At 63.5% G+C, this 5,015-nt stretch carries 6 protein-coding genes and 1 tRNA gene; 5 read left to right on the top strand and 2 right to left on the bottom strand.

What is annotated here, in order from left to right; translation table 11 throughout:
- Positions 1 to 226: 226 nt before the first annotated feature.
- Both ACLQ7E_RS11160 and ACLQ7E_RS11165 read right to left on the bottom strand, forming a co-directional pair.
- Positions 227 to 1,426 carry a pyridoxal phosphate-dependent aminotransferase gene (locus tag ACLQ7E_RS11160; protein ID WP_411732648.1) on the bottom strand — a complete coding sequence of 400 codons (1,200 nt, stop codon included), beginning with the start codon at positions 1,424 to 1,426 and terminating at the stop codon, positions 227 to 229.
- A 180-nt stretch (positions 1,427 to 1,606) separates the two neighbouring features.
- Entirely contained in the window at positions 1,607 to 2,188 is a 582-nt protein-coding gene (locus ACLQ7E_RS11165) for a hypothetical protein (protein ID WP_411732649.1), read from the bottom strand.
- Positions 2,189 to 2,359: 171 nt separating this feature from the next.
- On the opposite strand from ACLQ7E_RS11165, the gene ACLQ7E_RS11170 reads away from it, so the two are divergent.
- The 5 genes from ACLQ7E_RS11170 to rplA all read left to right on the top strand — a co-directional run.
- Positions 2,360 to 2,432: transfer RNA gene (locus tag ACLQ7E_RS11170), tRNA-Trp, on the top strand.
- A 117-nt stretch (positions 2,433 to 2,549) separates the two neighbouring features.
- Positions 2,550 to 2,816 (top strand): preprotein translocase subunit SecE, encoded by a 267-nt coding sequence (gene secE / locus ACLQ7E_RS11175; RefSeq protein WP_411732650.1) that lies wholly within the window; start codon positions 2,550 to 2,552, stop codon positions 2,814 to 2,816.
- Positions 2,817 to 2,873: 57 nt separating this feature from the next.
- A complete protein-coding gene (nusG, locus tag ACLQ7E_RS11180; protein WP_411732651.1) occupies positions 2,874 to 3,671 on the top strand; it encodes a transcription termination/antitermination protein NusG in 798 nt (265 codons plus the stop codon).
- A gap of 132 nt (positions 3,672 to 3,803) precedes the next feature.
- Positions 3,804 to 4,235 (top strand): 50S ribosomal protein L11, encoded by a 432-nt coding sequence (gene rplK / locus ACLQ7E_RS11185; RefSeq protein WP_411732652.1) that lies wholly within the window; start codon positions 3,804 to 3,806, stop codon positions 4,233 to 4,235.
- Positions 4,236 to 4,395: 160 nt separating this feature from the next.
- Positions 4,396 to 5,015 (top strand): 50S ribosomal protein L1 (gene rplA / locus ACLQ7E_RS11190; RefSeq protein WP_411732653.1); only part of this gene is annotated, 620 nt, incomplete at its 3' end.

Below are 5,015 nucleotides of genomic sequence, written 5' to 3' on the forward strand. Positions count from 1 at the left end.
ATCCGGATGTCATACGCCCTGGGCGACGAAGACCTGGCCGAGGGTGTGGGCCGCCTGGCCACCCTGCTGGGCGAGGCCAAGTAGCGCAGCACGCGTTGAACTCCTGAAGGCCGGCGGCCGGGGGCAAGGGGGCCCGGCCCCCCGCCGGGGGGGGCCAGCAAAACGGCCGGGGGCCGGCCCCCAAGGGCCCCGGCCGCGGGCCTTCAAGAGTTCAACGCGTGCTGCGCTACTTGGCCTCGCCCAGCAGGGTGGCCAGGCGGCCCACACCCTCGGCCAGGTCCTCGTCGCCCAGGGCGTAGGACATGCGGATGTAGCCCGAGGGGCCGAAGGCCTCGCCCGGGACCACCGCCACCTCCACCTGTTCCAGGATCAGTGCGGCCAGCTCGGCGCTGGTGTTGGGCACCACGCCGCGGATCTCGCGGCCCAGCAGCCCGCGCACATCCGAGTACGCGTAGAACGCGCCCTCGGGGACCGGGCAGTTCACGCCGTCGATGGCGTTCAGCGCCGAGACCATGGCCTTGCGGCGGCGGTCAAAGGCCGTACGCATCTCGGCCACCGCATCCAGCGGGCCGGAAACGGCCGCCAGCGCGGCGATCTGCGAGACGTTCGAGACGTTGGAGGTCGCGTGCGACTGCAGGTTGGTGGCGGCCTTGATGACATCCAGCGGCCCGGCCATCCATCCCACGCGCCAGCCGGTCATGGCATAGGTCTTGGCCACGCCGTTGAGGATGATGACCTTGTCGCCCAGTTCCGGGGCGGCGGTGGCGATCGAGGTGAACACCGCATCGTCATAGGTCAGGTGTTCGTAGATCTCGTCGGTGATGACCCAGAGGTCCTTCGACGCGGCCCAGCGGCCGATTTCCGCCACCTGGTCCGGGGAGTACACGGCACCGGTCGGGTTGGACGGGGAAACGAAGAGCAGCACCTTGGTCTTCTCGGTGAGCGCTGCCTCGAGCTGGTCGATGGTGACCTTGTAGCCCTGCTCCGGACCGGCAAACACCTCGACGGGGACACCGCCGGCCAGGCGGATGGCCTCGGGGTACGTGGTCCAGAAGGGGGTGGGCATGATGACCTCGTCGCCCGGATCAAGCAGGGTGGCAAACGCGTTGTACACGGCCTGCTTGCCGCCGTTGGTGACCATGACCTGGGAGGCGTCGATCCGGTAGCCCGAGTCGCGCATGGTCTTCTCCGCGATGGCCGCGCGCAGCTCAGGCAGGCCCGCCGCGGGGGAGTAGCGGTGGTACTTGGGGTTGCGGGCAGCGGCAACCGCGGCCTCAACGATGTAGTCGGGGGTGGGGAAATCCGGTTCGCCGGCGCCGAAGCCGATGACGGGACGCCCCGCCGCCTTCAGGGCCTTGGCTTTGCCGTCTACGGCCAGTGTGGCGGATTCTGCGATGGACCCGATACGTCGGGAAATGCGTGCCATGTCGTCGCTTCCTGGAAAGGGAGGTGTGGGTGAACGTATGAGCCAAGCTTAGTCGGCACCGTGGTGGGAGGACGATTATTTGTGGACACGCCGCGCGAGTGTGAAGCGTCACTTCGCGCGGGTCGCGCCAGGGGCGGGCCGGCCGCGACGAGCCTGCCGGTGCGGCGGGTCCGAGGTGGGCTACTGGCCGGGCTCGCGGCCGTAGCGTTTGCGATGCAGGGCGCTGGCCCGGTCCGCTTCGGGGTCTACCTCCTGCTGTTGCTGGTGGCGTACCTGGTGCAGCTGGAAGTAGGCCGCTGCCCCCAGGAAGAGGACCGGGGTGGCCACGAAGGGCAGGAATAGGACGCCGGTGTACGCGATCATCCCGAACTGCGCCCCCGCGGCCAGGACCAGCAGGCTGGTGCCCACCCACATCAGCAGGTTCAAGCCCAGGCGCATGGCCCAGAGGACCAGCCCGATGCCGAGGTACCAGGACAGTGGCAGGGCCGAGCGCATGGCGAGGATGCCAATGACGATCCCCAGCAGCAATTGCAGCAACAGCTGACCGGAAAGGTCCTTGCGGCTGCGCAGGCACACCCATGCGCCGATGGCGATGAACATCGGGACCGCGGCCAGCAGCACCTGCGGCAGCATTCCGGCGGCAGGCGAATAACGTGAGGTGGTGCGCAGAATGGCATCGAGCACGGAGCCGCCCGCAAAGACCAGCAAGACCAGGGCGCCGGAGTGGCCAGGGCCGGGGCGCCGGGGTGTCAGGGGGAACATGCACCCAACCTAGCAGTCATCTTCGGAGGCCAAATCGCCTGTGAAACCGGGCTCGGAGTGCCCGGTTCGACAATCGGCACATTCTTTGCGTAGACTTGTTCCTCGGTGTTGGAAAACATCTGGATCACCAAGTCCGCAATGGATTTGATGGTCCGCGAGCATTACGCTCGAAGGGTAGTGGCGCAATTGGTAGCGCAGCGGTCTCCAAAACCGCAGGTTGCAGGTTCGAGTCCTGTCTGCCCTGCGCAGTGGCAATCATCTACGGTTGCTCGGCGAATATTCACGTCACGGTGTGTTGTGGTCGATACGGCTGCGGCACACCGTGATTGTTTCATGTGGGATAATCTGAAACGAGGAATCGGTGACCGAAACGACTGCGAGCGAATCGCACGGCGCTGGGCACGACAAGAAGCCGTCAAAAGCCGGTTTCTTCGCGGGCATGGCCCTCTTCTTCCGCCAGATGATTTCCGAACTGAAGAAGGTCGTCACCCCGACCCGCAGTGAGCTGGTCAACTACACGTTGGTAGTCATCGGCTTTGTGGTGTTCATGATGCTGATCATTTCCGGTCTGGACTTCGTGTTTGGAAACGGATCAATTCTCATCTTCACCAATTCGCCCGAACAGTAACACGGGACCATTCGCCCCACATTTCTGGTGAACCAGTAACAGAAAGCAGGAACCGCAGTGTCCGAGCAGGAACTCGAACCGCAGGCCACCGAAGTATTCGAAGGCCAGGCAGTAGAGGCTGATGCCGATCAGGTATCGGCCGATTCCGTCGTTTCCGAGGACGCCGAGCAGGCTCCCGAGGTTTCCGAGGACGCCGTGCAGGCTCCCGAGGATGCCGAGCAGGATGAAGCAGCCGAGGAAATCCCGGCAGTGGATCCCATTGAAGAATTCCGCACCAAGCTTCGCCGCCAGCCCGGCGACTGGTACGTCATCCACTCGTACGCAGGTTACGAAAACCGCGTCAAGGTGAACCTCGAGACCCGTATCCAGACCCTGGGCATGGAGGAATTCATTTATGAAATCCAGGTCCCGATGGAAGAGGTCGTGGAGATCAAGAACACTACGCGCAAGATCGTGCGTCGCGTTCGGATCCCCGGCTACGTCTTGGTCCGCATGGAACTGACCGACGCCTCATGGGGTGCGGTTCGCCACACTCCCGGTGTCACCGGCTTCGTCGGCAACGCCCACGACCCCGTGCCGCTGCGTCTCGAGGAAGTCTTCTCGATGCTCGAGCACACCATCGTCACCGAAGAAGATGGCGAGCACTCGAAGGCCGGCCGCGCCCCGATCACCGAGGTCCACGTTGACTTCGAGGTCGGCGAATCGGTCATCGTCAACGACGGCCCGTTCGAGACGCTGCCGGCAACGATCAGCGAGATCAAGCTGGAGTCCTCCACCTTGGTCGTCCTGGTCTCGATCTTCGAGCGCGAGACCCCGGTGACCCTGTCGTTCAGCCAGGTCACCAAGATCCAGTAACATTAAAGACTTCGTGCCTTCCCGGTTTGCTTTACCGGGAAATCGGCATGACTCGGCCGCCGCGCCACGGCGGTCAACCCCCCGAGGCACGCTCCTGTGCAACGGGGCAACGCAATAGAAGAAGGACCCGACATGGCCCCCAAGAAAAAGGTCACCGGACTCATCAAGCTGCAGATCAAGGCAGGCGCCGCCAACCCGGCACCGCCGATCGGACCGGCGCTTGGTCAGCACGGCGTCAACATCATGGAATTCTGCAAGGCGTACAACGCCGCCACCGAGTCGCAGCGCGGCAACGTGGTTCCGGTTGAAATTACTGTCTACGAAGACCGTTCCTTCACCTTCATCACCAAGACTCCTCCGGCTGCCGAGCTCATCAAAAAGGCTGCAGGCGTGGACAAGGGTTCAGCGACCCCGCACACCGTCAAGGTTGCCAAGCTGACCCAGGCACAGGTCGAAGAGATCGCCACCGTGAAGATGGAAGACCTCAACGCCAACGACATCAAGTCTGCCGCCCTGATCATCGCCGGCACCGCCCGCTCGATGGGCATCACCGTAGAAGGCTAATTCCGCCTTCCACACCCGCGCACCTGGAAATTCAGGAGCGCACCCCCATAACAACCAAGACGATGCGGAACTATCCGGAAGAATCCGGTGCACCGCATTGCAAGTGGCAGGGTCGCGCGCGACCCATACATGACCACGACTGCATAAGGAGAAAAAGCAGATGGCAAAGCGCAGTAAAGCATTCGTAGCCGCCGCGGCGAAGATCGAAGAAGACAAGTTCTACGCTCCGGCCGAGGCAGTTGCCCTCGCCAAGGAGATCGCCTTCTCGAAGGCCGACGAGACCGTTGAGGTAGCCTTCCGCTTGGGCGTCGACCCTCGCAAGGCCGACCAGATGGTTCGCGGCACCGTGATCCTTCCCCACGGCACCGGCAAGACCGCCCGCGTCCTCGTGTTCGCCAATGGCGACAAGGCAGAAGCTGCAATCGCAGCCGGCGCCGACTTCGTTGGCTCGGACGACCTGATCGCCAAGATCGCCGGCGGCTGGACCGACTTCGACGCAGCAGTTGCTACCCCTGACCTCATGGGCAAGGTTGGCCGTTTGGGTAAGGTCTTGGGTCCTCGTAACCTGATGCCGAACCCGAAGACCGGTACCGTGACCATGGATGTCGCCAAGGCCGTCAACGAGATCAAGGGTGGCAAGATCGCCTTCCGCTTCGACAAGCACTCGAACCTGCACTTCATCATCGGCAAGGTTTCCTTCGATGCTCAGAAGCTTGCAGAGAACTACGCAGCAGCACTGGACGAGGTTCTTCGTTTGAAGCCTTCCTCTTCCAAGGGCCG

This window comes from Paeniglutamicibacter sp., from assembly GCF_046714615.1.
Taxonomy (GTDB): Bacteria; Actinomycetota; Actinomycetes; order Actinomycetales; family Micrococcaceae; genus Paeniglutamicibacter.

Excerpts from the sequence above, each read along its gene's own strand:
- ACLQ7E_RS11160 (WP_411732648.1), bottom strand. The coding sequence starts at position 1,426 with ATGGCACGCATTTCCCGACGTATCGGGTCCATCGCAGAATCCGCCACA.
- ACLQ7E_RS11165 (WP_411732649.1), bottom strand. The coding sequence starts at position 2,188 with ATGTTCCCCCTGACACCCCGGCGCCCCGGCCCTGGCCACTCCGGCGCC.
- rplK (WP_411732652.1), top strand. The coding sequence starts at position 3,804 with ATGGCCCCCAAGAAAAAGGTCACCGGACTCATCAAGCTGCAGATCAAG.